Origin of the sequence: Pseudomonas sp. BRG-100, assembly GCF_000737955.1 — a bacterium.
GTDB lineage: Bacteria > Pseudomonadota > Gammaproteobacteria > Pseudomonadales > Pseudomonadaceae > Aquipseudomonas > Aquipseudomonas synxantha_A.
This window is the reverse complement of the sequence record NZ_JPRX01000001.1, coordinates 4,310,645-4,335,975: the sequence shown is the minus strand read 5'-3', so window position 1 is coordinate 4,335,975 and position 25,331 is coordinate 4,310,645. Positions and strand designations below refer to the sequence as shown.

The following is a 25,331-nucleotide window of genomic DNA, read 5'->3' as shown; positions in this document are numbered from 1 at the left end:
CCTCCCTAGCGTTCTCGCAACGCTTCGCGTGCCCGGTTCATCGGTTTGATCAGGTAGTCGAGCACGGTTTTCTGACCGGTCTTGATGTCTACCGAGGCGATCATGCCGGGCACGATCGAGAACGTCTTGCCGGCCTTGTTTTTCAAGGTGTCGGCATCGGTGCGGATAAACACCCGATAGTAAAAAACTTCCGGTTTGACTTCGTCCTGAATGGTGTCCGGCGAAATGGTCACTACCTTACCGTCCATGCCGCCGTAAATGGCATAGTCATAGGCCGTGATCTTGACCTTGGCCATCTGGTCGGGATGGATGAAGGCAATGTCCCTGGGCGAGACTCGCGCCTCGATCAGCAGCTGTTCATCCAGCGGCACAATCTGCATCAGCCGCCCATTGGGAGGGATGACGCCGCCGATGGTCGTGACCTCGATATCCTTGACGATACCGCGCACCGGCGAGCGCAAGGTCAGGCGGGTTACCGAATCCGAACGCCCGCGCATCACCGACGACAGCGTCTGCACATCCGCGTTGACCTTGGCCAGGTCCTCACCGGCGCGCACCAGGTAATCGGAGCGCGCCTGGCTGAGTTTCAATTCCAGCTCGGCCTTCTGGCGCTTGAGGCGCAACACCTCGACATTGCTGGCGGCCCCGACCTTGGCCAGGTTCTCGGTAATCTCCAGCTCACTGCGCACCAGCCCCAGGGAAGAGCGCACACCGGCCAGGGATTCCTCAAGACCTTTGCGTCGGGTGTTGAACAGATCGGTTTCAGCGCTGATCAGCGCCGGGTAACGTGACAGCTCCGCCGGGAATGCCAACGGCTTGCCGTTCACTTCCGCCTGCAACCGCGCCACGCTGGCCAGGGACGCACGGTACTTGGAAGCGCTTTCATCGAAGTTGGATTCGGTCTTGGTCGGATCAAGCCTGGCCAGGACCTGCCCCTGTTTGACGATATCGCCCTCCCCCACATTCAGCTCCGTGACGATCCCGCCTTCCAGGGACTGAATGATCTGCTCGCGGGAGGTGGGAATGACCTTGCCGCTGCCGGTGGACACCTCGTCCACTTCAAACACGTAGGCCCAGGCGCCAAACGCGACAAGCATGACGGCCACCCACGCCACCACCCGTGTAGCGCGCAGCACCGTACTGTCATCCACGCCCGCGTGGGGGCGGCCGATGTGTTCGTCTTCACTGGCAAGCAGGGGGATTGTTTTCAGCGCATGGGTTTTCACTGGTTTTTCCCCTTGGGTCTGGATAGCCGTGCAATGGCGTTGTCCTTGCTGTCATCGACGATGACCTGGCCGTTGTCGACCACAATGATGCGGTTGACCAGGCTCAATACACTCATGCGGTGGGTGGCGATGATCAGCGTGCGATGGGCCGCCCAGCGATCCAGGTTCTGAATCAATTGGCGCTCGGTAGCTTCATCCAGGGACGCGGTGGGCTCGTCGAGCAAGACAATATGCGGTTGGCGAATGATCAAGCGTGACAAGAGCAACGATTGGCGCTGGCCGCCAGAGAGGCCTAAGCCGCCTTCGAGGATCAGGTGGTCCATGCCGTCGGCGAATTTGCCGATGAAGTCGGCGGCGCCGGTTACCGCCAGGGCCTGGAGGATTTCCTCATCCGATGCATGCGGCGCCCCCATGATCAGGTTGTCACGCAGGGTGCCGTGGAACAGACGCGAGTTTTGCGTCATCAACCCCACATCCCGGCGCACGTCCGCCGGGTCGAGGTGGCCCAGGGCAACCCCGTCGAGGCTGATGTTGCCGCTCTTGAGGTCGAGCATCCCGGCCAGGGCCTGCAGCAAGGTCGATTTGCCCGCGCCGTTACGGCCGAGAATGGCGATGCGCTCGCCCGGCTGGATCTGCAGATCCGCCACCAATAACGCCGGCACCGGCGCTTCGTCGCAATACTGGAAGGCCGCCTGTTTGAGCACATAGTGACCGCGCACCAGCGGTAAATGCACGCGCTTGCTGCCTTCAGCGTGGTCCACCGGCAATTCCATGATGCGGTTCAAACTCTGCAATGCCACCTTGGCCTGCTGCCAGCGCGTGAGTACCTGAGTGATCTGCGACATCGGCGCCATCATGCGCGAGGCCAGGATCGAGGCGGCCACCAGGCTGCCGGTGGTCATATCGCTGGCCATGACCATGGGCGCCCCGAATACGACGACCACGGCAAACACCGAGCCCTGGACGTTGTTGCTCCATGCCACCAACTTATTGGTGAGCAGGCGCAGGCGCAGGCTGGCATCGCCACAAGTGGCGTTGTAATGGTTCCATTGCTGCGAAAAACGCTGCTCGGCTTGCAGGGCCTTGATGTCGTCGAGGCCTTGTACGGTTTCAACCAGCATCGCGCTGCGCAACGCGCCTTCGCGCATCGACTCAGTGGCCAACGCCGCGAGTTTTTTCTGCGCCAGCAGGCCCGGCACCACCAGAAACAGCACGGCCACCAGGGGCACAGCGACCAACGGACCGGCGATCAACCAATAGATCACCAGAAACAGCAGGAAAAACGGCAGGTCTGCCAGCGCGGTCGCCGTGCTTGAGGTGATCAGTTCACGCAGTTGTTCCAATTCCTTGAGTTGGGAAATGAACGAACCGGTGGACTTGGGTCGGGCGCTGTTGCGCAGGCGGATGGCGTGCCCGAACACCAGGTCCGAGACGCGCAGGTCGGCGCGTTTGCCGAGCATGTCAGTGATGCGCACGCGGGTGATGCGCATGATGAAATCAAAGACCAGCGCCAACATCACGCCGCCGAACAGCACATACAGGGTGGGCATGGACTCGGCGGGAATAACGCGGTCGTACACCTGCATCGAAAAGAGCACCCCGGCGAGGCCGAGTACGCTGGTGACCAGGGACGCCAGCATCACGTAGCCATACGGCCGCAGGTCGCGCAGCACGATGGCACTGAACCAGTTCTTTTGGTACGGCTTGATGTAATCATCGACGCGAGTGTCGCGCACCGCGCGCATTGGCCGCAGAATCACCGTCTTGCGTGCCTGCTCAAGCAATTCGCGGCGACCCAGACGGCTTTGCAAACCGCCATCACCGCTGTAGGCGATGCCGATGCTGTCATCCTCACCGATGAGCTCCAGCACACCGACCTGCCCATCCGCAAACTGCACCACCAGCGGCAACTGGCGTTGCATCAGGGTCGAGGCGCTAAAGTCGCCGATCACGCAATTCAACCCGGCCTGACGCGCCATACGCCGCACCACGTCTTCCACCGACGCGCTGTCGGTCCATTGGGCTGCCAGGCGCACGCTTTGCGCTGAACACTCCAGGCGGTAATGGCGGGCCACCCCAAGAATTGCTTCCAGCCATACCTCGTAATCAAAGGTCGGCGGCGGTGTGTGCTGTAGGGGCGCTGCACTCAAGTCGTCATCCAGTTTCACGGCTTCATTCATGGCCGAATCTCCACACCCTGCAGGGTGCTGTTGTCCAAATGGAACGCCGTGCGAAGCCCGCCCGTGTTGTAGAGGCAATCGATATTCAGGCGACGCAGGTCTGCCGCCGTGTTTTCCCGATCCATGCGCGCCTGGTGGATTTCCTGCTCGGCATTGAGCAAGTCGAGTAACGGCCGCGTGCCCAGCTCAAGGTATTGCTGGCGATAAAGGTCACGGGTTTCGGAGATGCTGCGCTCACGAAAATCCAGGGTCGACAGACGTTGCGACAAGCTTGATATCTGGTCGCGGGCTTCGAGCAAACCCTGGCGAACCGCAAGCCGTGCGGCGTCGTTGGCCGCCTCGGCCGAGCGCAGCGCCTGCTGCGCCGCGGTTTTGCGCGCGGTGATTGCGCCGCCCTGGTACAGCGGCATCTTCACGTTGAGAAACACGCCGTAGCGGGTGCGATCGCGGCCGCCGGGCAGGTTGCTTTCATCGTTGTTGTCCAGGTAGTGCGTGATGGACGGGTCCAGCGACACCGTGGGCAAGGCTTCGGCACGCGCCTGTGCAATCAGTGCCAAGGCATCGACCCGCTGGGCCTGGGCGATCAGCAACGTCGGGGTGACGGCGGCATCGGGCACCACGCCCACGCAGGACTGTTCCAGGCTGGCAGGAAAGCCGCTGGCCACGTTCACCGGCGACTGGGCCCCCAGCAAACTGCTCAAGGCGCTGCGCCAGCGGTTGAATTGCGCGGTGAACTGCATTTGGGTGGCCATTGACGCCTCGACCCGCGAACGGGCCTGGATCAAATCGGAACGGGTGCTGGCACCCATGTCGCTGCGTTTTTTGGCCAGTTCGGCAATCGCCGAAATCCCCTCGATCTGCTCGCGGGCCACAGTCACCAAACGTTGCGAGCGTTGCAGTTCGATCATTGCAAACGAGGTGTCGCGGGCCACTTGGTCAATCGACAACAAGATCGCCGCCTGGCTGCCGCTGACCCGCGCCAGTGCGCTGTCCACTGAGCTGGAAACCTTGCCGAAGTCATAAAGCATCTGCGACGCCGACAACGAAAACGCTCGGCTTTGGCCATTGCCACTCAAGCCGCTGTCATAGCCCGAATTGAAGCCACCGCTGACTTGCGGGTAATACCCGGACCGGGCGATGTTCACGTTCTCGTTTTGTTGGTACAGCTGGCCGATCGCCTCGGCAATCGCCGGGTGCCACTCTACGGCCAACTGAATGGCGCGCATGAGGTCGAGGTTGCTCGGTATGTTGCGCTGGGGTGCCACCGGTGCGCTGACGCCCGCTGGCCCTCCCGGTAAATTCGTGCCCAGGTTGCTGGGGCTGATGATGTTGACGGGTTCTTCATCGTCGAAAAGCGACGTGGCCATGACCGGCTCAATCCCTGGCGCGATCATTGCGACTGCCAGAACCGTGGCAGACAGTTGGTTGGCCAAACTCTTATGCCTCACTGCAAGTCACCTGACTGTTGTCAAACCGGAGGGGGACAACAACGAACCGTGACTGGCATCAGTCACGGCCCATCGCTGCAAGCTTGTTGGTAAGGAAAACCGGGCATTGCGGCCCGGTTATCGGGAAGTGGCGTTACACCACGTTGATGCCGCTTTGTACCCAAAGCTGATGGGCCTGATCTTCCGCACTGGTGTAGACCACGTACTCCAGACCGTTCTCTACTTGCGTCACACCGCCAGTCCAGTCGCCGGTCAGGTGCACGCTGTCCTGATCGTCGCCCTGAATCATCAAGCGATCCGACTCAGGCCCGGTGATGGACACCAGGTCTTCCAGGCTCAACGTCAGGTCCACTGCGCTGATATCGTTCAGGTCGATACTCTGCACATCGCTGACTTTGCCGATCAGGTCGGTGAGGTTGATGGCAGCATCCCCCCCTTCCCACAGCAACCCGTTTGCACCCGCGCCCGCATCGACGTGGGTGAAGTCGGTGTCATCAACCACCGCCGCATCGTGGTGCTGAGCATCAACGCTGGCGACGTCATCCGCGGCCTGATCCACCGCCCCCAGGGCTGCGGCAAAGCCGACACCCTCAGTGGCAGGCGCGCCCGGGTTGGCGTCGTCCCAGACCAGGTCACGGTCTGGCGAGTCGATGCGGATGTACACGTCTGCGGTCTCCTCCTGACCCGTCGGCGTGGTGAGTTTGTAGGTGAATTTATCCACCTGGCCAATCTCATCCAGCGTCAGGCCGGCATTCGGCGTGTAGACGTATTTGCCATCGGCAAAGACGGTCAACGTGCCGTGCTCACCGACGACTTGCGCCCCCGTCTGCCCAGGCACCACATAGGCCCCGGCTACCAGCACGCTCAACACCGTCAATGGCGAACCGAGCACATCCGGTCCGGCCAGGCTGCCAGCCAACAAGTCGCCGGTGGCGTTGGTCATTTCACCGGCCACAAATTGCGTGGTGAAGGTGGTAGTCAAGGTCTGAGCCACCGTGATGGTCGACAATGACAGCACCGAGCCTGTGGATGCGGTGACCCGATACGAACCGGCGTCCAGCCCGGTGAACGTATGCGACGACTGGGTGGTGGTCTGTTGCGTTTCCCATTGGCCTGCAATCAGTTTTTGCAGATTGACGGTGGTGGACGGCAACAGGGTCAAGCCGGAAGCGCTGACATCGACCTTCAATACAGCCGTAGAGTCGGCAGCCACGACGATGACTTCGCCCGTACCCGAGCCCGTGCCGATCGCCGGCAGGTTGTAGCTCAAGGCCGGCGCGTTGGCTTCTGTCACCAGGTTGACGATCGCTATCTGCGCCGAGCCCAGGTCATCGTTCGCTACCGGGCTGACCGTGCCTGGAGCCGATGGGTCTGTTGCGTTCCAGGTCACGTCGACACTTGGGCTGTCGATGCGCACATACAAGGTGGCGGCGGCAGAACCACCCGCACCATTGACCAAGTGGTATTCGAACGCATCCACTTTGCCGATGTTGGCGACATCGCCGTTCGGGGTGTACTTGTAGTCACCATTGGCAAAAATAGTCAGTTGACCATATTGGCCTTGCAGCACCGTGCCGGTAGTGGCGTCCGCATCGACGAATTCACCGCCGACCTCGACCTGCACCTTGACGGGCCCGCCGTTGCCCGGCACATCCGGAGTGCCTCCCACACCCGGGTCGGTGATGACGTTGCCGGAGACTTCGGGACCGGCTTCGCCAGTGAAATCAGTCAGGCTGTTGTTGGTGACGCTCAATACCGCCGTCGCCCCCGCACCGATGCTGACCAGGTTTGGGTCCAGCTGGAGGGTGAAGCGGTACTGCCCGGCCTGCAGCCCTTCGATCTCGGCAGTGGTGCTTTGACCGAACAGGCCCAACAGATCCAGCAAGCCCGAACCGTTACTGCCCTGTTGAACCGGCAACCAGCCACCCGCGCCGTCGCTCACCTCCAGGACCGCAGTGAAACCGCCTCCCAGCAGCGAAACCAGATCCGCCTGGGCAAACTGCAGATTCAGCGTGCCGCTGGAACCTTCGGCAACCGTGAACTCCTGCGCCTTGGTGTGATCGCCCAGGATGATCCCGCCAACACCCAGCAGGGTGAAGACACGCATATCCGCCAGGTTGGTGTTGGATGTAACAGGTTTGATGGTCACTTCGCTTGTGGCGAGGTCGTCGAAGGCTTCTAGGTCGGCGTCGGCATCGGCGTCAGCGTCAGCATCGGCATCGGCATCGGCGTCGGCGTCGGCGTCGGCGTCGGCGTCAGCATCGGCGTCAGCGTCAGCGTCAGCATCAGCATCAGCATCAGCATCGGCGTCGGCATCGGCATCGGCATCGGCATCGGCGTCAGCATCGGCATCGGCATCGGCATCAGCGTCGGCGTCGGCGTCGGCGTCGGCATCAGCGTCAGCATCGGCGTCGGCATCAGCATCAGCATCCGCATCGGCATCCGCGTCGGCGTCGGCGTCCGCATCGGCGTCGGCATCAGCATCAGCATCAGCATCAGCGTCGGCGTCGGCATCGGCATCGGCGTCCGCATCAGCGTCAGCATCGGCATCGGCGTCCGCATCAGCATCGGCATCCGCATCCGCATCGGCATCGGCGTCGGCGTCGGCGTCGGCGTCGGCGTCGGCATCAGCGTCGGCATCAGCGTCAGCATCGGCGTCGGCATCCGCATCGGCATCCGCATCGGCATCCGCATCAGCATCAGCATCAGCATCAGCATCAGCGTCGGCATCAGCATCAGCATCAGCATCAGCATCAGCATCGGCATCAGCATCAGCATCAGCATCAGCATCAGCATCGGCGTCGGCGTCGGCATCAGCATCAGCATCAGCATCGGCATCGGCATCGGCATCAGCATCAGCGTCAGCGTCAGCATCGGCATCGGCATCAGCATCGGCGTCAGCATCAGCATCAGCATCAGCATCGGCGTCGGCGTCAGCGTCGGCATCCGCATCTGCGTCCGCGTCGGTATCATCAATATCAACGGCGACCACGTTAGTCGGGACAGACTCATTCCCCGCAGGGTCCGTCAAGGTGACGGCAAGCGTTTCACCGTTAACCTGAGGCGTGTTCAAGGTAACCTGGAAGGTGCCGTCATCTCCCACTGCCCCGGTGCCGATTACATTGCCATCGGTATCCTTTATGGTCACCGTGGCATTGGGTTCGCCTTTACCGCTGAGCGTTGCGCCGTCGGGGCTCAACGCCAGGTCGGTCGGTGCGGAAGGTGCGGTGGTATCACCCGCCACCACAGGGCTGGCAGGGGATTCATTGCCGGCAGCGTCTTTGAGAATGACGCTCAGCGTTTCGCCGTTAGTCTGCGGCGTGTTCAAGGTGACCTGGAAGCTGCCGTCATCCCCCACCGTGCCGGTGCCGATTACATTGCCATCGGCATCCTTTATGGTCACCGTGGAATTGGGTTCGCCCTTACCGCTGACGGTCAAACCGTCAGGGCTGACCTCCAACTCTGAAGCGGCGGCAGGTGCCGTGGTGTCACCGGCGACAACAGTTGCAGGCGGCGAGACTTGGCCCAAGGCATCCTTGAGGGTGACTTGCAGCGTTTCACCATTGGTCTGCGGTGTGCCCAGGCTGACCTGGAAATTACCGTCTGTGCCAACGGTGCTGGTACCGAGCACATTGCCCGTGGCATCTTTGACCGTTACCGTCGTGCCGCCCTGGCCTTTACCGGTGAGGAGCGTGCCCGCACTGTTGACGGCCAGACCGCTCGCGGCTCCTGGAGCGGCGGGTGGCGAATCGTTACCACCGCCTCCGCCGCCGCCACTCATTGCTGCGGCGGCGCCGCCCACGGCGAGGAGCCCCAGCCCCCACAGCACCCAGTTCGGAACGGAACTGTCTGCGGCGATGGCGGCCACACCCAGGTCGTCGAGGGTCGAAATCTCAGTGAAGGTGAAGCCCGAATAAGGCGTGGAATAGTTGCCAAGCAACAAAGTACCGTCTTCACCCTCCAGCACCAGTTGGTTTTTCGCACCGTCGGCGCCCACCACAAAAAAGTTCTGAACCGTAACGGTCTCACCTGACTTCAGCGTGACTACCAGATTCTGCCCGGACTGTTGAAACGACTGAACGCTTTCCGGCCCGAAGGGCAACTTTACAATGCTGGTACCTTTGAGGCTGGTAGTTCCCAAGGCATGTTCCGTCGCCGTCCCCGTCGCCTTGTCGACAATTGTTATATTTTTCATCTCTCACCCGTTTCAATTTATGGACACACAAAGCTCAGCGCGAGCGAATGCCCACGACAGTGATTACCGTCGAGCGCTAAATTTGTTTTTGCGTTATTGGTGAACTGTTCGGACTAAGTGGCGATCACCCAACGCCCGTTTCTTCACGCAGTCGCGCGTTGATGGGCTCGGACTCGCGACTCACAGGCGGCAATTGATGTGACAGGCAGGTAAGCCTGGAAGGCGCCGCCACCGGCAATGAGTGGGTACGCCCGCAAGCCCACAACTCAAGCAATCGGGAGAGATGGAGAGCCATGAGACTGGCCTTGTCGAGTCCCTGACCGGTGTGGGCCAAAGCAGCTGATCGCTCGGCAATACTCGCTGTCCGCTTCCTTTCGCTAGCCATTTTTAAGGCACCTGCACAACCTGGAAAAAATAAAACACTGCGGAGAAAACTGTGGAGGCATACCCAACTGAAAACTCCCGCCAGCCAGATACTAGCGAGGCAATAGCCGACATCAAAGGGAAAACTAAACAGGTATTAAGCACGCCTAATTAACGGTCATGCCCATCACATATATGACGCCCATCAATTATTTTTTCATCATCACACCATGATAATTAATCACTCCACATATGCGACCCACATGATGAATCAATGATCAAAAACCGAGAAAAACCATCAAACCTTTTCAAGTTGTAATAATTTATTTCAAGGTGGTACACACCTCAAACAGGCTCATGCGAACCAGTTAGTTGATTAGTAATAAAAACGCATATAGCAGCGAAGCTCGCGTAATGCGAGGCAGCAAAAGTTGTAATCACGATGGGGACAGGTATTAGGGGATATATCGAGGGGGCAGGTGCACAAGGCGCCTGAAATGCTGCGAACGCATAGACAAGCCAACCTCCGAGAACCCACCCAAAGGGGGGCTCTCGGAACTTGCCTTTATTGAGGTTTGCGATAGCTATTGATGATGGCAGAGAAGTCTTTACCCCCCTCCCCGCGCTGGCTCATCGACTGGTACAACTGCTGGGCCACTGCGCCGAGGATCACCGGCTGATGCGCCTGGCGTGCGGCTTCTGTGGCCAGGCCCAAATCCTTGAGCATCAGGTCGGCACCAAAGCCACCGGTATAGCCACGCGATGATGGCGCGGTTTCGATCACGCCCGGCCACGGGTTGTAAGTGTCGGAACTCCAGCAACGCCCGGTGGAGCTGTTGATAATGCCCGCCAGCACTTGCGTATCAATGCCGAGCGCATCGCCCAGGGCCATGGCCTCACTGACGCCGACCATGCTGATACCCAACAATAGGTTGTTGCAGATCTTGGCAATTTGCCCGGTGCCGACATCACCGCAGTGCACGATGTTGCGGCCCATCTGCGCCAGCACCGGTTGCAGGGTGGCGAACAGCTCCGGGTTGGCGCCGACCATGAAGGTCAGCGTCCCGGCCTGGGCGCCGCCGGTGCCACCGGAGACCGGCGCATCGGCCACGGCCACGCCTTGTTTCGCTGCCACAGCCGCTACATCACGAATGGTTTGCGGGTCGATGGTGCTGCAATCCACGGCGGGGATGCCTTTGCCGATGCCGGCGAGTACCCCATCTTCATTCAGCCACACGCTGCGCACATGGGCCGCTGCCGGCAGCATGGTAATCACCAGTTCAGCGCCTTGGGCCGCATCACGCGGTGAGCTGCTGATGGTGCCGCCCAGTTCGGCGAGTTCCTTGAGTACCGCCTGGTTCAGGTCGAACAGGTTAAGCGCGTGCCCAGCCTTGATCAGGTTACGGGCCATGGGCGCGCCCATGTTGCCCAATCCAATAAATGCAATCTTCATGCTCGTCTCCCAGGTTCAGCGCAGGTTGATGGTGGTGTTGACGCCATCGTTGACCGTGTCGTCATCAAACCAGCGGCTGGTGACGGTTTTGGTCTGGGTGTAGAACTGCACCACTTGCTTGCCATACGGGCCCAGATCGCCGAGCTTGGAACCGCGCGAGCCGGTGAAACTGAAGAACGGCACTGGCACCGGAATCGGGATGTTGATGCCGACCTGACCCACATCGATTTCGCTCTGGAATTTACGCGCCGCCGCACCGCTCTGGGTGAACAAACCTGTGCCGTTGCCGAACGGGTTGGCGTTGACCAGGGCGATGGCTTGATCGAGGGTGTCGACTTCCAGCACCACCAGCACCGGGCCGAAGATTTCCTCGGTGTAGATGCGCATGTCGGTGGTCACGCCCGAGAAAAGAGTCGGGCCGACAAAGTTACCTTGTTCGAAGCCCGGCACCTTGATATCGCGGCCATCCAGCTCCAGCTTGGCGCCTTCTTTCACGCCGCTTTCGATCAGTTCAAGGATGCGTGCCTTGGCGCGCTTGGAGATCACCGGGCCGACATCCGTGCCGGCTTCGCTGCCGGCGTTGACCTTGAGCTTTTGTGCCAGCGCCTTGAGGTCTGGCAGCCACTGCTTGGACGCGCCCACCAGCACCACCACCGAGGTGGCCATGCAACGCTGGCCCGCCGCGCCGAAACCAGCGCCGACCAGGGCATTGAGGGTGTGTTCACGGTTGGCATCCGGTAGCACCACGGCGTGGTTCTTGGCGCCCATCATCGACTGCACGCGCTTGCCGTGTTTGCCGGCCAGGTCGTAGACATGGGTGCCGACGGCGGTGGAACCGACGAAGGACACGGCCTTGATATCTTTGTGAGTACAGAGCGCATCCACCACGTCCTTACCGCCATGCACCACGTTGAGCACGCCGGCCGGTACGCCGGCTTCCAACGCCAGTTCTACCAGCAGCATGGTCGACAACGGGTCTTGCTCGGAAGGTTTGAGGACGAAGGTATTACCGCAGGCAATCGCCATCGGGAACATCCACAGCGGAATCATCGCCGGGAAGTTGAACGGAGTGATGCCGGCACACACGCCGATAGGTTGGCGCAGGGTGTAGGTGTCCACGCCACCGGCCACGTTTTCGGCGAATTCGCCCATTTGCAGGGTGCCGATGGAACAGGCGTGTTCGACCACTTCCAGGCCACGGAAAATATCGCCCTCGGCATCGGCAATGGTCTTGCCCTGCTCGGCGCTGAGGACCACGGCGATACGCTTGGAGTGTTCACGGATCAGGGCTTGCAGCTTGAGCATGATGCGCATCCGCGCACCGATCGGCGTCAGCTTCCAGGTCTGAAAGGCGCGATGGGCGGCGTCGATGGCAGCGTTGACTTCATCGGCAGTGGCAAACGGGACTTTGGCCAGCACTTGTTGGGTGGCCGGGTTGACGATGTCTTGCCACTCGGTGGTCTTGGATTCGACCCACTCGCCGTTGATCAGCAACTTGACCTGTTGCACGGAAATATCGGCAGATGCGTTCATGTGGTCTCCAGAATCTTGTAGTTATGCAGAGAACCAAGGCGTTGAATCGCCTTGAAGAATGAGGCGTTCGGACTGTTTTTGGAGTATAGATGTGCAAACTTCTAATAAGAACGCACATAAAAGCCGGTCCAATATGCAAAAAAACATCACCTCTCTAGGCGCCCTGAACTGGGATGACCTGAAGTTTTTCCTCGAAGTGGCGCGCACCCGCAAGGCCAGCGTGGCCGCCAAGCGCCTGGCGGTGGACTACACCACCGTGTCGCGGCGCATCAGTTCACTGGAAGTGTCGCTCGGTACGTTGCTGTTCGAAAAATCCCGGACCAACGGCTTCGTGCTCACCACCGAGGGCCAGCGTTTGCTCGGCTACGCGGAGTCCATCGAAAGCACCCTGCACATGGCCTGCGAACAAGTCTCCGGCTCCGGCGTGGCGCTGTCCGGCCATGTGCGCATGGGCTGCACCGAAGGGTTCGGTAGCTTCTTCGTCACCCCGCAGTTGAGCCATTTCGTCGACACTTATCCCGCGATCTCGGTAGACATCCTGCCCCTGCCCCACTTCATCAGCCTGTCCAAGCGCGAAGCCGACATCGTCATCGCCCTGGAGCGCCCGGAACACGGGCCGTATGTGTGCTGCAAACTGTGCGACTACAAACTGCAGCTGTACGCCACCCAGGACTACCTCGACCAACACCCGCCAATCCGCAAACCTGCGGATTTGGCCGAGCATCCGTTTATCAGCTACGTGGATGACCTGGCCTTCAGCTCGGAGCTGCTGTACCTGGCCAACGTGGTGCCCGGCGCCAGCGCCAGCCTGCGCAGTACCAGCGTGATCGCGCAGTACGTGGCGGCGCAGCAGGGCCGGTCGATGGCGATATTGCCGTGTTTTCTGGCGGCGCAGGATCCGCGCTTGTTGCCGGTGCTGGGAGAGCAGATTGCGATTACGCGGCAGTTCTGGATGTATTGCCGGGAGGATTTGAGGAAGTTGAAACGGATTACGTTGTTGTGGGATTACATCAGGGAGGTGACTGAGCAGAATCAAGGGTTGTTGATGGGGCAGACGCGGGAGATGCGGTTTGCAGGCTGAATGTGGGAGCTGGCTTGCCTGCGATAGCGGTGTATCAGCAAAAGCTATATCTACCGATCAACCGCCATCACAGGCAAGCCAGCTCCCACATATTGAATGCATTTCAGCTGGGGGAAGGTGAACCCGCTTAGTCTGCGATCACAACAATCGACACCCGGCGATTCTCGGTGCGGCCTGCTGTGGTCGTATTCGGCGCCACCGGCTCGCTGCTGCCCAAACCGCGCAGTTGGATGTTTTCTTCTTTCATACCCACGCGGGTCAGCACCTTGCCCACGCTCTTGGCGCGGCGCAGGGACAGCGCCACGTTGTAGGGTTCTTTGCCCGAGGCGTCGGTGTGGCCGTCGACACGTACGCGCTCGATGCCCGCGCCTACCAGGGCCTGGCCGATGCGTTCGACGATGTCGGTGCTGGGTTTATTGAGGGTTTCGATGTCGCTGCCAAACAGGACCTTGCCGGACAGGCCGAAGGCCCAGCCCTCGTCGGTCAGCTCGAAGCCTTGCTGCTTGAGTACGGCGACTTGCGCCGGGGTGAGCCCCTTGGGCGGGGGCGTCTGGCAGCCGCTGAGGGCCAGGAAGGCGACGAGTAAGGAAATAAATAAAACGCGTGTGTTAGCGAACAAGGGAATCAACTCCTGTGTTGAACGTTGACGACGGGATGCTCCGACTCCGCCGTTTGCTGGCCGCCTGAAGACAGGCGTTTGGCCTGGTACATCGCCGCATCGGCGGCGTTGAGCAAGGTGCCGGGAGTGGCGCCATGATCGGGATAAATGGCAATGCCGATACTGAGGGAGGTCAACACCTGAGTACCCCCTGGCAGCGAAATCGGCACGTCCATGCTGGCAATGATTTTATCGGCGATGCGATGGGCGTCTTCGGCCTTGTGCAGCGGCGCCAGCAATACCGCAAATTCATCGCCGCCCAGGCGTGCCACCAGGTCATCCTCGCGCAGTTGCGCACGCACGCGATCGGCAACAGCCACTAACACGGCATCGCCAGCAGCGTGACCGAAGCTGTCGTTGATGTCTTTGAAGCGGTCGCTGTCGAGAAACAGCACCGCCACCCGCTCGTTGACCTTGGCGGCACTACGCAAGGCGCGAATAAGCCGGCCTTCGAAGAACGCGCGGTTGGGCAGGCCAGTGAGGCTGTCATGGCTGGCCTGGTGGGCCAGGGTTTCGTTTTCGCTTTGCAGGTGGCTCTGCCAGGCCTCCATCTCGCCGAGCAGGGCGTTGAAGTCGCTGCCCAGGCTGTCGAGTTCGGCGATCTGCGCCGAGGGTACGCGGCGGTCAAAGTCTCGCTCGCTGCGCGCGGCGTGAGCGACGGCGGCCAGGCGTTGCAGTGGCACGGTGATGCCATTTAACAGACGCCGCGACAAGTGCAAGGCCACCCAGGCGCTGAGGGCGGTGCAGATCAGAATCCCGATCAGGCCGCTGAGCAAGAAGCGCAACAGGCTGCCACCGTGGCCGACCAGATGGATGCTGCCGACGGTTTGCCCTTGGCGCAGAATCGGCTGGCTGATGGGCTGTTCGAGCAGGGCGTGCGCTATTTGCAACTCGACCCGTGACAACATGCCGGTTTCCGGGCGAACCCAGCGCGCCAGCAGCTTGCCGTTGATATCGAATACTTCTGCCTGGGCCACTTCTTCGGTGGAGGCGATCAGGCTCAGGGCTTCGGTGGCCGCCGCGCTGTCGTTGAACACTACAGCCGCTTCCACGGTGTAGTTGATGGAGCGGGCGATCAGGTGCAGGTTGTGCTCGGCGTAAACCCGCAGGGCAAGTACGCCGAGCAGGGTCAGGGACACACTGGCCAGGGTGACCGCCACCAGCGCCAGAATCATATGCCCGCGGGCAATCACCGAGCGCAGGGTCGGCCGCACTTTATCGCGGCTCATGAGCCAGGCGCTCGACGGCGAGACAACTGCAACACACTGGGATGGATACGCACGCCGCTGCGGGCGACGGAATCCAGGTTGACCTCGAACGACACCTGCTCATCGCTGACGCGCAGGCAGAACAGGCTGCCCACCGTGCACTGGTCGCCCCCTTCGCTAATGCTGAGTACAGGGTGGCCAATCAATGAGGTAAACAGGCGGTTGCGTTCGTCGGGGGTGATTTTGCCGATGTAGACGGCATCGCAGGCATTGACGATATCCGGATGATCGACCAGCAGGCGCCGTACCAGCACTGGACGACCGGTGGCCTGGGTGGTGCCTTTGACCAGGTCATCGGTGTACTGAGTCGGCCCCACAACACACAGCCGCAATTGCGCAGGCTCCACCGGCCATCGCGCATAACTGAGAATGCCCAGGACGACCTGGGTGACCGCCTGGGCGCGCTGCTCGGCGAGGCTCGGCGTCTGCGCCCAGACGCGCGGTGCGAGCAGGCACAGAACCGCCACCAGCAACATCCGTCTCCAGCTCAAACTGCGCTCTGTGGGCGAGACAGCCACGTTCATGCAGCACTTCTCTCAGGTATTTTCCAGGGTGATGCCGCAACGATAGCACAGCGGCGGGAAACCCCATGCCGCACGGCTGACACGAGGCCTACTATTTTTTCAGAAAAATCAGACATCTGAATCAGAAATATTTCATGACCTATCAGTCAGTTTTTCAGGCACGGCGTCCAACTCCAGCATCAACCCGCTCAAACGCTTGACCTTGCGCCGTACCGCCTCCTCAAACACCCCACCGCGGGGCTCGATCAAGCTGAACCAGCGCTTGGCGCGGGTAATACCGGTATAGATCAACTCCTTGGTCAACACCGGGTTCAAAGCGTCCGGAAGGATCAGCGCCGTATGGGTGAACTCCGAGCCCTGGGATTTGTGCACGGTCATCGCATACACGGTTTCAACATCATTCAAGCGGCTGGGCAGCACAAAACGTACGCCGCCCTGGCCATCGTTACGTGGGAAGGCCACCCGCAGCACGTGGGAGCCGCCCTCGTTTTCGGGCAATTTCAACGCGATACCGATGTCGCCGTTCATCAGGCCCAGGCCGTAATCGTTACGGGTCATCAGTACCGGACGACCTTCGTACCACTGCTCGTCGCCTTCGATCAGGCGTACTTTGCGCAGGGCCGCCGTGATGCGCTGATTCAACCCTTCAACGCCCCAAGGGCCTTTGCGCACGGCGCAGAGCAGTTGGAACGCATCGAAGGCTTGCAGCAACTGTTGCGCCCAATGCGTCCAGGCCGCGTCATCACGTGGCGTATCCAAGGGTGGACGTGCCGATTGCAGCAGATTCAGGTAGTAGCGATAGCCTTGGGCGCCGTCGCCCTGGCCGTCCAGCACCAGGCGCTCAAGGGCATAGTCATGCTCGCCCTTGAGGCTGACGCAAAACAGGTCGTCATGACGACCTGCGGCCAACAGCTGACGTGCCTGTTCGGCATTTTGCTGGTTGACCCAGCGCGCCAGCTGGCCGATGCCGCTGCCTTCGCCGAAACGACGTGAATAGCGCAGCATCACCACCTGCTGGGCCAGGGGATGGCTACCGTCGAGGTCTTCTTGCAGGCCGCTGGCACTGAGGTCTTCGCCGCTGACGGCTTGCAGCCATTGCCGAGTGTGCGGGCTGTACCAGCCGTCTTCGGCATCACGACACAAATCACCGAGTACCGCACCCGCTTCCACCGACGCCAATTGGTCCTTGTCGCCCAGCAATACCAGACGCGCATAGGATGGCAAGGCGTCGAGCAGGTTGGCCATCATTTCCAGGTCGATCATCGAGGCTTCATCCACCACCAGCACGTCCAACGGCAATGGATTACCGAGGTGATGCCGGAAGTGGCGAGTACCGGGACGACTGCCCAGCAGGCGGTGAACCGTGGTGACCTGCGTCGGGATTTTTTCCCGCACGCTGTCGGGCACTGTCAGCGACAGCACTTGCTGGCTGATGGATTCGGTCAGGCGCGCAGCGGCTTTACCGGTGGGCGCGGCCAGGCGAATGCGCAACGGGCTGCCGGACTCCACGGCGGGCGCCTGCAGCAACGCAAGCAGGCGCACTACGGTGGTGGTCTTGCCGGTGCCGGGGCCGCCGGTGACGATACTGAATGCGCCGCGGGTAGCCAGCGCACAGGCAAGTTTTTGCCAATCAATCACCCCATCCGGCGCCGGTTGGTCGAACAGGCGGTTGAGGCGTTGTGGCAAATCGGCAGCTGCGGGCTCCACGCTCGCGAGGCGCAGGCGCAGGGCGCGATCGATACGTCGCTCGTAGGTCCAGTAGCGGCGCAGGTACAGGCGTTTGCCGGACAACACCAATGGCCGGCTCTGGGCCACGTCGCTGCCATCGACCGCCAGCGCGACCAGTGGGCTGCCCGCCAGGGCATGGCACCAATGGGCACCGTCCAGGCCGTGCAGCAACTGCGACGGCAGCAGCATGGCGCCGGTGTGCAGGTCGCCTTCGGGCGGCAAAGACAGGGCGAAGTCCGGCGTCTTGAGGGTTTCGAACAGGTCCAGGCAGACGTGGCCATGGCCCAGTTGATGGCTGGTCAACGCGGCCGCCAGCAGCACCAAGGGATCGGCCTGGGCATCAAGCTCGTGCAGGAAGCCGACGAAGGCTTTGTCCAGGGCCCGCAACCAGCCACGCTCGACCCAACGCTCAAGCAACTGCACCAGGTCAGTGGCGTGACTCAGCGGTGCCAGCTCCTCCAGCGGTAACGGCGACAGGCTCATAGCAACACTCCTTGTTCCCAGACGGGCTCGACCTTGGGCGCAATTGGCTTGCCCTGGAACAACAGGTCCAGGCTTTCGATCAGCTCACGGGGCGGCCGGGTGAAATACGCCCCCTGGCTCACCGACTGGGTGCCACGCAGGAACAGGTACAAGGCGCCGCCGACGTGCTGGTCGTAGTCATAATCGGGCAGGCGTGCCTTGAGCTGGCGATGCAGGGCCAGCAGGTAAAGTACGTATTGCAGGTCGTACCGATGCTCAAGGATCGACTGCTCCATGGCTTGCTGGGTGTAGGCCGAATCGTCGGGGCCGAGCCAGTTGGATTTGTAGTCCGCCACGTAGTAGCGCCCCTCGTGTTCGAACGTCAGGTCGATAAACCCCTTGAACATGCCGTTGAGCAGCACCGGCTCCGCGGCCACACGGGAAACGCCGCCGTGGGTGTGCCGGCACACCAGCTTGTCGAGGGCGAGCACATCGACTGTGTGACTGGCGAACCAGAACTCCATTTCAATCTGGTACTGCTCAAGACCGCTGAGGGTCACGTGGTCGTTGTACAGCGGCAACGGCGTTTGCAACAGATGCCCCAGCCAGCCGCTGAGGGTGACGATCCAGCCTTCCCAATTGCGGCGGTTACAGCGTGCGCCCACGGCCTTTTCAATGGCCTCGGGCGTCACGTTGAAACCCTCTTCACCGGCCCACTCCAACAAGCCGTGGAGGAAGGTGCCTGGATTAGGCCCGCGTGGGAAACGGTGAATATCACCGCCGGACGCCACCACTTCCCGTGGTGCATCGGGGTCGAGGCGTTCGTCATCGAACAGCTTCTGGGCCTGCGGGCTTTCCGGCGCTTCGAGGCTGGCGGCGCTCATGCTGTCGCCAATGCGCAAAGCACTGTAGGAGGCAATCCACCAGTTTTCCGCAGCCTTGCGTTTGGGCAGCAACGGCACAAGCAACGTCGCTTCATTGCGCGGCGGGTGAAACAGGATGTCCTGGATATCCGGCACAAGGCCATAACGGATGGCCGGGCAACCTTCCTGTAAATCCAGCAACCAGCGCGCCAGGCCGGTGGACTCGCCCAACGACGTCCCGCCCCCCAGCAAATACCCCAATGCCGACAGGTGCAAGACCGAGCTGCTGTTATTGCCGCGCTTGAGGTCGGCAATGCCCAGCCAGCACGCGTGTTTGGCGCGGGTCAAGGCCACGTAGAACAAACGCAGGTCTTCGGCCAGGCGCTCGTCATCGGCTTGGGCGATCAGCTCGGCCGTTGGCCGCAGGCTCACTTGGGACTTGCCGTGTTCATCGTGGTAATGCAGCGGCAAGCGACTGCCATCCACCGGTTTGGCCGAGCAGATGAAGGGCAAGAACACCAGGTCGTATTCCAGGCCCTTGGATTTGTGGATGGTCACCACCTTGACCAGTTGCTCATCGCTTTCCAGACGCAGGATCTGTTCTTCACCGGCCTGGCCCGACAGTGCCAGGTGTTCGGCCAAGTGGCGGATCAACGCCTGTTCACCATCGAGTTCCGACGCGGCTTGTTGCAGCAACTCACTGAGGTGCAACAGGTTGGTCAGCACGCGCTCGCCATCACTGCGGGCGATAAGGGTTTGAGGCAGCTTGAAGTCGTGGAGCAGGCGACGCAGCATCGGCAGCACGCCTTGGGTGCGCCAGATTGCGCGGTAGCCACGGAACTGCATCACGCGCGATTCCCACGCCAATTCGTCCTGGTTCAGACGCTCCAGTTCCGCCAGGGACAGGTTCAAGGTGACGCAGGCCAGGGCGGCGCGCAGCGGGCGCTCGACATCCGGCTCGGCGCAGGCCTTGAGCCAGGCCAGCAGGTCGTGAGCTTCCTGGGCGGCGAAAACCGAGTCCTTATCCGACAGGTACACACTGCGCACGCCACGGCTGGCCAACTCAGCGCGCACGGCCTGGGCTTCCTTGCCGTCGCGTACGAGGATGGCGATGTCTGACGGCAATACGCCCTTGAGGCTGCCCTCTTTTACAAAACCTGCTGTGCCTTGCTGCCCACCATTGAGCAACGCGACGATCTGTGTGGCGCAGGCCGCAGCCAAGTGCTGACGGTAAACCGCGGTGGAAATCGGCTGGTCGGTAGGCAGGTGCCACAGGTTCATGGCCGGCAACGGTTGGCCGTCAACCTGCAGGTGCTCGCTGCGGCCCTGGGACAGCACCGGGTGAAACGGCACCGGGTTCTCGCCGTTGGGCTCGCGGAACAGGAACGCACCACGGCCGGTTTCCGCACGCTGGAACACGTGGTTCACCGCTTCGACCATCGCATGGCTGGAGCGGAAGTTGGTGCCCAGGGTGTGATGGCGGCCGGTGGTGGACTGCCGGGCGCGCAGGTAGGTGTAGATGTCGGCACCGCGAAAGGCGTAGATCGCCTGCTTCGGGTCGCCGATCAAGAACAGGCCACTGTCCAGGTGGTTTTCGTCGATGCGGTAGATGCTGTCGAAGATGCTGTATTGCACCGGGTCGGTGTCTTGAAATTCATCAATCAGCGCCACCGGGAATTGCTCACGGATCACACTGGCCAGGCGCTCGCCACCGTCTGCCTGAAGGGCCGCGTTGAGGCGGATCAGCATGTCGTCGAAGCCCATTTCAGCGCGGCGACGTTTCTCTTCTTCGAAGCGTTTACCCACCCAGCCAGCCGCATGTTGCAATACCGCGGCGTCGGGCGTTGGCAATGCATCGAGGCTGGCTTTGAGGCCGGCCATCGCCTCGATCCCCGGGTGCTGCGGCGGTTCGCCCTTCCAGGCTTCGGCCATGCCCTCGGGCGTCAGGCGCGTGAAGCCGGTACCGATGTCCAATTGCTCCAGGGTTTCATCGGCGGCCCAGGCACTGATCTTTTCGAACCAGGGTTCGAAGTAGCGCGCTTGCATCTTGCGCCCATCGACCGTTTTGGCGGCGACGGCTTGCAGGCAGATATCGCGCAGCTCGGCCGCCCATTGTTGCCAGGGTGCCTTGAGGGTCGTCAGCGCGGCGCGACGCTCTTGCAAACAAGCGTTGATCAGTTCGGCCGGCTCGCGACTTTCGTCGGTGGGCCGCTCGCTGCCGAACAGCGCACGCACCCTTGGCATCAGCGCCGCGGGGCCGCCCCAATTGTTACGCACCCAGTTGAGCGCATCGTCGTGCATCGGGTAGCAGAACAATCGCCAGTAATCGCGCAGCACTTCGCCCAGCAGGTCGCTATGGTCAGTTTCCAGGGTCTGGGTGAACAGGCTGCCACTGTCGAACGCATGTTCACGCAACATGCGCTGGCACCAGCTGTGGATAGTCGAGACGGCGGCTTCATCCATCCATTGCGCGGCGATGTCCAGGCGGTTGGCGCAGGCCGGCCATTGCTGCGGAGCGTATTGCTCGCGCAGGTCGGCGATCAACGCATCGGGCTGTTCGATTTCGTCGCGAAAGAAGCGCGCAGCTTCGGCCAGGCGGATGCGGATGCGTTCACGCAGCTCCTTGGTGGCCGCATCGGTGAACGTGACGACGAGAATTTGCGGCGGCAGCAGTTCGCGGCCGAAGCCTGACTCATCACCACCATGGCCGAGCACCAGGCGCAGGTATAACGCGGAGATGGTGAAGGTCTTGCCAGTGCCGGCACTGGCTTCAATCAACTGGCTGCCTTTAAGCGGGAATGCCAGGGCCAAGGGTTTGCCGATCATGCGCTGGCCTCCGCGCTGGAAAGCGATCGCCATGGTGCGTTGATGAGCGGGCGATACAGGGTTTCGCACCAGCCTTCGAATTCCTCACTGGCGACCAACGCCGCGTAGTCGGGAAATTGCCGCGTGAGAGCAGGCGTTTCGCGGCGTTCGCCGTCAGTGGTGATGCCATCGCCTTCGTAAGCTTTGCTGGCCGCGGCTTGGGCCTTGGCGGGGTCAGTTTGGCCGAGCCAGGCAAAAGCGGTTTTTACTGCAACGGGCAGCGGTGTGCTCATACCGGTGTGCCAAGCCAGCAGCAGGTTGCCGAGGATTTCCTGGGCAGTAGGTTTATCCAACGGCTCGAGCAGCAAGGTGTCGTCACTTGCTACCAGGCCGGTACTCAATGGCAGGCCACAGGCGCAGGCCACCACATGGTTGACCCAAGGGCGGATCAAGCGATGCCACTTGCGTGTCTTGATCGAGCCAATGCTATTGGGGATGGTGGTAACGCTTAACAGGCCGCCATCACTGCGGCGATGCAAGCCGCTGATCCAGCCTTCCAACTGAATGCCTCGATACTCAAAACTGATAGGTTCAGCGCCGGTATGTGGGGTCGGCCACAGCGCCAGAAGCTGTTGATAGCGCTGCACCAGGTCAGGCAACGGCTCGATCAACTCCTTACGCAGGCACTCACCGAAACCGACCATCGGCAACAGGCCACTGCCCTGCAAACGCAGGGCTTGGGCGTTGAGGGCCTGGTCGAGGTGATCGGGGTGGGTCAGTGCAGCATTTAGCAGACTGTCGCTGAGGCTATAGCGCTGCAGTGCGTCGAGGACGAAGGGTTCTTCGTCAGCCAGAGGCACTTCTGCGGCTTCGAAGAATACTTTCAGACGCTGGCTGAAGAAATGTTTGACTGGGTTGCGCAAGAAGTCCTGCAACTGACCGAGGCTCAGGGGTTCTTCCTGTTGATGCTGCAGCAATACATTCGCTGGGGGCATGACATCCCGCGCTTCATGCAGCAATTGCCATTCGCGGGCGTAGCTGAACAGTGGATCGCCTTCATGGAAGTAGCGGGCGCTGAAGGGTTGGAGCGGGTGTTCCTGGGTCATTGCGTCGATCAGCGGCTTATCGCTGCCGGCGTGCTGCCAGCCGCTGGCGAGGTGGTCGCGCAACTGGCCGATCAATACCGAGGCAGGGCGATCGCTGTTATCGCGGATGCTGCGGCCAACCCAACTGATATAGAGCTGGTCGCGGGCCGAGAGCAGCGCTTCGAGCAGTAAGTAGCGGTCGTCTTCGCGGCGCGAACGGTCACCGGGACGGTAGTCGCTGCCCATCAGGTCGAAGTCCAGCGGCGGTTGTGCTCGTGGGTAGTCGCCGTCGTTCATGCCGAGCAGGCAGACCAGCTTGAACGGGATCGCACGCATGGGCATCAGGGTACAAAAATTGACAGCTCCGGCGAGAAAGCGCTGGGACAAGCGACCCTGATCCAATCCGGCCAGCCATGCCTCACGGACGACCGTAAGCGGTAACTCGTCCTGCAAGCCAACGGATTCGCAGGTTTCCAGCCAGGTCTCTCTCAGTTGCTCAAGCTGGCCCAAGAGGTAGTCATCGTGCTCGCTGCTGGGCAGGAAGAACAGCTGCATCAAGCGTTGCAATCGCTCGCCCCACACCCTGGGAGCAGCCGGTTGTGATAACGCCTGATGGGCATCATTCAAGGCATCGAGCAGGGCGACCAGCGGGCCGATCAATGCCGCATCGAGGCCGCCGATTTCGTCGTAGGGCTCAATACCTTCACAGGCCATGCCAGTGCCGACTGCATAGCCCAGCAACATACGGCGCAGGCCGAATCGCCAGCTGTTTTGTTCCAGATCTGTGGGTAGACCCAAACCGACACGTTGTTCGGCGTTCAGCCCCCAACGGATACCGGCGCCTTCGATCCAGCGATGCAGGGTGGGCAGGTCGCGCTCTTTGATAGCAAAACGCTCACGCAGGGCGGGAACGTCGAGCAGGTCGAGGATTTCACTGACGGGGAAACGACTGTCGGGAAGCTTGAGCAGATGTTCGACGGCGATCAGTAGAGGATCGCGGCCGCGTTGGCCTTGGTCTGTCAGGGTATAGGGGATGAAGCGTGGGTCATTTCGCTCAAGCTGGCCGAAGACCGCGCGGATGTGCGGCGCGTAGCTGTCGACGTCGGGAACCATGACGATGATGTCCCGAGGGCGCAACGTTGGATCGGCGCTGAAGCGTTGGAGCAATTGGTCGTGGAGGATTTCCACTTCGCGCTGGGCGCTGTGGGCGATGTGGAACCGGATGGACGTATCATGCTCCAGATCAACAGCGGGCCACAGTTCGCGGGTTTCATTCAGCGGGCGCAGTTCGAGGATATCGTCCTGCAGCTGGTTGAGCAGCGTGGTGGGTTCGCTGTCGCTGAACAGATCGATGCGCCCATCGCGAAATGCGGCGCGGTAGCTGTTGGGGTCATCGTAGCTGTCCAACAAACTGATGTAATCACGGCCCTGCTTGCCCCAGGCCGCCAGTAGCGGATGGGCGTGCTGGTGCAAGGTTTGGGGATCGATAGTGACCGGCATACCGGCTTTGCGCGCCTGGCGCTTGTATTCATTACGCAGTAAATCCTTGTCGGCGACGATGTCGGACCAATGATGGCGGCAAGGGTTATGTACACAGAGCAGGACCTGGCTGAAACGGGCCAGGCCAGCGAGGGCTTCCAGTGCTTGGGCCGGCAGTGATGAAATGCCGAATACAATCACCCGGGAAGGCAAGCCGGGCGGCGCTTGCTCAAGGCTGTTGATGCGCTCGATGAAGCGCTGGTGAACGCCTGCTCGGCTTTCAGCCATGCCCTCCTCTCCTACATCCAGCAGCAGCGCACGCCATAACTCGGCTTGCCAGCAGTTGGCAGGGTTGAGGGGCTTGGATTCGCCTCGACCATTGCGCAGTTGGTGCCGACCTGCGGCCCAGTCTTCCAGCCAATCAGCGCGGTAGACCTGGTATTGGTCGAACAAATCGGCCAGGCGCTCGGCAAGTTGGTAACGTTTGCGCAGGTCGGTGTCTTGAGTCAGGAAGCGCTGTAGGGGCTCAAAATGCGGCTGGCCAATCAGTTCGGGTAACAGGCGCATAAGACGCCAGGTCAGCGGGGCTTTATCGAGCAGGGACTTGGGTGGAATTTCATCACGGCCCAGGACCATGCGGTAGAGCTGCCACATAAAGCTGCCAGGCAGTTGCACGTCGATTGCTGCGGCAATGCCGCAGCCGCCCATATCATCTTCTTGCGGATCTTCAGCCAAGGCCAGCTTGAGCCATTGGGCGATGCCGTTGCTTTGTACCAACGCGATTTCGTTTTCCAAAGGCGCCAGTGGATAACGGCGCATCCAGCTGACCACCAGGCTGCGCAGTTCGTCCAGGCGGTTGCCGTGAACCACCATGAATCCAGGGCTGAGGGACGTCGCGTCCGGCATAACGGCTTCCTTGGGAAAAGCAAAATCGAGGGGTGGACTTTAGCACTGTGGTGCATGGGGCGGACACAGCCTGA

Annotated in this window: 13 protein-coding genes; 1 reads left to right on the top strand and 12 read right to left on the bottom strand. The window is 61.2% G+C overall.

The window, feature by feature from the left end; all coding sequences use genetic code 11:
- Positions 1-5: 5 nt before the first annotated feature.
- From JH25_RS08195 to JH25_RS08220, 6 genes are all read right to left on the bottom strand, one after another.
- Positions 6-1,172, bottom strand: a complete 1,167-nt coding sequence (locus tag JH25_RS08195; protein ID WP_032803970.1) for an HlyD family efflux transporter periplasmic adaptor subunit — start codon at positions 1,170-1,172, stop codon at positions 6-8.
- Positions 1,173-1,222: 50 nt separating this feature from the next.
- The gene (locus JH25_RS08200) at positions 1,223-3,406 is read right to left on the bottom strand and encodes a type I secretion system permease/ATPase (protein WP_032879484.1); all 2,184 of its coding nucleotides are present in this window, start codon (positions 3,404-3,406) and stop codon (positions 1,223-1,225) included.
- Complete coding sequence (locus JH25_RS08205) at positions 3,403-4,800, bottom strand: TolC family outer membrane protein (protein ID WP_050549390.1); 1,398 nt, start codon at positions 4,798-4,800, stop codon at positions 3,403-3,405. The genes JH25_RS08200 and JH25_RS08205 overlap by 4 nt, the downstream gene beginning before the upstream one ends.
- 187 nt (positions 4,801-4,987) lie before the next feature.
- Positions 4,988-9,049: a BapA/Bap/LapF family large adhesin gene (locus tag JH25_RS28940; RefSeq protein ID WP_201772883.1), complete on the bottom strand. Its 4,062-nt coding sequence runs from the start codon at positions 9,047-9,049 to the stop codon at positions 4,988-4,990.
- Between the two features lie 928 nt (positions 9,050-9,977).
- Entirely contained in the window at positions 9,978-10,865 is an 888-nt protein-coding gene (gene mmsB / locus JH25_RS08215) for a 3-hydroxyisobutyrate dehydrogenase (RefSeq protein WP_032879482.1), read from the bottom strand.
- Positions 10,866-10,880: 15 nt separating this feature from the next.
- Positions 10,881-12,398: a CoA-acylating methylmalonate-semialdehyde dehydrogenase gene (locus tag JH25_RS08220; protein WP_032879481.1), complete on the bottom strand. Its 1,518-nt coding sequence runs from the start codon at positions 12,396-12,398 to the stop codon at positions 10,881-10,883.
- A gap of 133 nt (positions 12,399-12,531) precedes the next feature.
- On the opposite strand from JH25_RS08220, the gene JH25_RS08225 reads away from it, so the two are divergent.
- Complete coding sequence (locus tag JH25_RS08225; RefSeq protein WP_032879480.1) at positions 12,532-13,479, top strand: LysR family transcriptional regulator; 948 nt, start codon at positions 12,532-12,534, stop codon at positions 13,477-13,479.
- Positions 13,480-13,606: 127 nt separating this feature from the next.
- On the opposite strand, the gene JH25_RS08230 is transcribed toward JH25_RS08225, so the two are convergent.
- The 6 genes from JH25_RS08230 to recC form a co-directional block, all read right to left on the bottom strand.
- Positions 13,607-14,098 carry an OmpA family protein gene (locus JH25_RS08230; protein ID WP_032879478.1) on the bottom strand — a complete coding sequence of 164 codons (492 nt, stop codon included), beginning with the start codon at positions 14,096-14,098 and terminating at the stop codon, positions 13,607-13,609.
- 5 nt (positions 14,099-14,103) lie between these two features.
- Positions 14,104-15,366, bottom strand: a complete 1,263-nt coding sequence (locus JH25_RS08235; protein ID WP_032879477.1) for a diguanylate cyclase domain-containing protein — start codon at positions 15,364-15,366, stop codon at positions 14,104-14,106.
- A complete protein-coding gene (locus JH25_RS08240) occupies positions 15,363-15,929 on the bottom strand; it encodes a YfiR family protein (protein ID WP_032879475.1) in 567 nt (188 codons plus the stop codon). Before JH25_RS08240 ends, JH25_RS08235 begins: the two co-directional genes overlap by 4 nt.
- 132 nt (positions 15,930-16,061) lie before the next feature.
- Positions 16,062-18,140 (bottom strand): exodeoxyribonuclease V subunit alpha, encoded by a 2,079-nt coding sequence (gene recD / locus JH25_RS08245; protein WP_032879474.1) that lies wholly within the window; start codon positions 18,138-18,140, stop codon positions 16,062-16,064.
- Positions 18,137-21,808 (bottom strand): exodeoxyribonuclease V subunit beta, encoded by a 3,672-nt coding sequence (recB, locus tag JH25_RS08250; protein WP_032881222.1) that lies wholly within the window; start codon positions 21,806-21,808, stop codon positions 18,137-18,139. The genes recD and recB overlap by 4 nt, the downstream gene beginning before the upstream one ends.
- Entirely contained in the window at positions 21,805-25,257 is a 3,453-nt protein-coding gene (recC, locus tag JH25_RS08255; RefSeq protein ID WP_032879473.1) for an exodeoxyribonuclease V subunit gamma, read from the bottom strand. Before recC ends, recB begins: the two co-directional genes overlap by 4 nt.
- Positions 25,258-25,331 lie beyond the last annotated feature (74 nt).